This window comes from Moraxella sp. I5G, from assembly GCF_055193055.1.
On record NZ_JBUXLH010000031.1, the window covers coordinates 1 to 2,673 of the forward strand.

The window sequence follows — 2,673 nt, forward strand, 5'->3', positions numbered from 1 at the left end:
ACTGATTAACGCCTACATTGCAAATAATATCAATCCGCAAAAGATGCGCGCTAGCCTCCAAAAAATGCGCTATGAGCAAGGCGATTTTAGGGGGGTGTTTGAACTGGAAAAGAATAAATTTGAAAAATTATCTTACTTAAAATCTTTGAATTTAAAGTTTTTAGACAAAATAAATTCATGAAAATGGGGGGTTCAAAGGGGGGATTATCCCCCTTTTGCAAGCGCAAAGGTCATCAAAACTGCTGTTTTCGTGTACCGTTTGCTATGCTTGCTTAGGTAAATTGCACAGATTGCATGATGGTGATTTTGGCAAAAATACTATTTTAAAAAAACACGAAATTGGCGACCGCAGAGCATCAAATTTTGGGGAAATTGCAAAAGTGGGAAAGTCTTTTGACGAAATTATGAGTTATAAACAAACGCCAGTTTTGAGTTTGTAACTCGTAATTTCGCCCTTAGCAGGGGATAAGTTTAGTTTAGTTTGTTTAAAGCCAATCTACACGCCAAGTAAGTTAATAAAATCCGACTTTGGTCGCCCTAATGTCCCTGTTCCTTTATGACGAACACGCTCCTCCCAAAGCTCTTTTGGAATGCCTGTATTTTTCCATTCTTCTTCGGTTAGGTCGCTGATGCCTTGCATGTACAATCCATATCCGTCCCAATGGTCTTCTTCTGGTATGTACAAAAATTCTCGATCAAATACACCATCATCTGTGATAAGTAATTCTAAATGTGTCCAATGCCTGCCAATTGACAGATCATATTCCTGTAATTCTTTTATAAGATCATTGATTTTTGGTAAAACTGTACTTGGTAATAAAACCCAAGTTTTATCCTCGTCATCTTCAAAAAAGAGTATTTCAATTGAATCTTTATAACAAAATCCACCCAGTAGAACATTGTTTACACCCCTTGGTTTTGCAGACCATATCACATTCTTGAGATCTCTATATATTTCAGATCTTTTATCTTTTTTTGAAAGATAATCAAACTTGATTTGAAACTTAGATTCGTCTGTTAGTATCGCTTCGAAACAAGTCCATTTTTCTTGAGAAAATATTTCACAGTTCTGTAAACTTTTTACCAAGTTAGTTAATTTAAATGTAATCTCATCAGACATATGAATTGGCTCTAAATTTCCATTATCTAGAACTTTATAACAATCCAGTTGCAAAGACTCATATATACAGCCATTAAGCATAATTCGTTTTTGCTCTAGAGGCATGATAGACCACAATATCTCTCCCATCTCCTGATAGATTTTTTGATCATCAGATAAGTTTTGTGTTTGATTTGATGACGCCTTCTCTTTTTTAATCTTTGTTCTTTTCTCCCAAATTGCTCTAGGGATATTAAAGTTTTTAAGATCATTCTCCTCTATGTCGCTGATCCCCTTCATATATAGTCCATACCAACTATCTTCTTCATCTATATTTTTGCTTTCAAATGTAAATTCATTATTTTTACTTAAACATAGTCTAAAGTTATTCCAGTCACCACCGTCTAACTTTAATTGTTTAATTAAAGTCATGATATTTTGCATTAACGGAAGTGAATCAAAATCATTTATCTTGTTATCTTCTAACCAATAGCAAGAATATGATGAATAACCAGAATAAATGCATCCCTCAAAAATTAGAAGATCTGACCCTATTGGTTTCATATCATTTAAAATCTTTTTAATATCATCAAGTTTTTTAGTCATTGTTTTTTCCTGTTGGATTGTTGTAGAAATCGTCATAAATTTTAAGTGCTTATAGATACCAGTGTACCATACAGCTTTAATTCAGACCCTTTTAATTCTGACACCCCCTTTTTTTTATAATTTATTTTCCCATTTTGGTATTTTGCAAAGTAAATTCATGAAAGCCTTCCTACACTCTAAGTAAGTTAATAAAAATCCGACTTTGGTCGCCCTAATGTCCCCGTTCCTTTATGACGAACACGCTCCTGCCAAAGCTCTTTTGGAATGCCTGTATTTTTCCATTCTTCTTCGGTTAGGTCGCTGATGCCTTTCATATATAAGCCATGCCAACTATTTTCTTCATCTATATTAACCATATCAAATATAAATTTACCGTTTGCATCAAGGCATAGTCTAAAATTATTCCAACTATCATCATTTGATTTTAATATTTTTATGTGAGATATTATTTCTCGACTTTGTTTCATGGGAAATGAATCAAAATCAAAATCATTTCTTTGATTATTGATTAGCCAATAACACGAAAAAGATGAAGCATCAGAATAAATATACCCTTCAAAAATCAGAAGATCTGACCCTATTGGTTTCATATCATTTAAAATCTTTTTAATATCATCAAGTTTTTTAGTCATTGTTTTTTTCCTGTTGGATTGTTGTAGAAATCGTCATAAATTTTAAGCACCCCATTAATTTTTTCTTGGATAATGAACTTATCAGGTCTCTTACTATCGCCACTATAAATAAGCTCTATCTTAACTTGAACAGTGCCATTATTTTCAAGAGCATCTTTCCACTGTTTTTCCATCTCATACCACCGACCCTTAACACCATTTAACTTAGCATCCATTGGTACGATGTTTATGCCTTCGCCTAGCCCATCAAACATCGATGCAATAAGATGTCCACCGTGGTCGGTTGATAGTCTATCACATCCACCAGATTTACACTGTTGATTAGTGTTTCTGTCA

The 2,673-nt window shown here is 33.6% G+C and carries 5 protein-coding genes; 2 read left to right on the plus strand and 3 right to left on the minus strand.

Annotated features, from left to right (window positions below; all coding sequences use genetic code 11):
* Together ACZBKJ_RS09730 and ACZBKJ_RS09735 are read left to right on the plus strand one after the other, a co-directional pair.
* Positions 1–181: hypothetical protein (locus tag ACZBKJ_RS09730; RefSeq protein ID WP_463200892.1), on the plus strand; the 181-nt coding region annotated here is incomplete at its 5' end.
* Positions 182–281: 100 nt separating this feature from the next.
* Positions 282–440, plus strand: coding sequence for a hypothetical protein (locus tag ACZBKJ_RS09735; protein ID WP_463200893.1), 159 nt, complete (start codon positions 282–284; stop codon positions 438–440).
* A gap of 56 nt (positions 441–496) precedes the next feature.
* Here ACZBKJ_RS09735 and ACZBKJ_RS09740 read toward each other — a convergent pair whose 3' ends face one another.
* From ACZBKJ_RS09740 to ACZBKJ_RS09750, 3 genes are all read right to left on the minus strand, one after another.
* On the minus strand, positions 497–1,705 hold the full coding sequence (locus tag ACZBKJ_RS09740) for a hypothetical protein (protein WP_463200894.1): 1,209 nt from the start codon (positions 1,703–1,705) through the stop codon (positions 497–499).
* 185 nt (positions 1,706–1,890) lie between these two features.
* Positions 1,891–2,337 (minus strand): hypothetical protein, encoded by a 447-nt coding sequence (locus ACZBKJ_RS09745; protein WP_463200895.1) that lies wholly within the window; start codon positions 2,335–2,337, stop codon positions 1,891–1,893.
* Positions 2,334–2,673 (minus strand): DNA/RNA non-specific endonuclease (locus tag ACZBKJ_RS09750; protein ID WP_463200896.1); only part of this gene is annotated, 340 nt, incomplete at its 5' end. The genes ACZBKJ_RS09750 and ACZBKJ_RS09745, both read right to left, overlap by 4 nt.

Coding starts and splice junctions, on each gene's coding strand:
- ACZBKJ_RS09745 (WP_463200895.1), bottom strand. CDS start 2,337: ATGACTAAAAAACTTGATGATATTAAAAAGATTTTAAATGATATGAAA.
- ACZBKJ_RS09740 (WP_463200894.1), bottom strand. CDS start 1,705: ATGACTAAAAAACTTGATGATATTAAAAAGATTTTAAATGATATGAAA.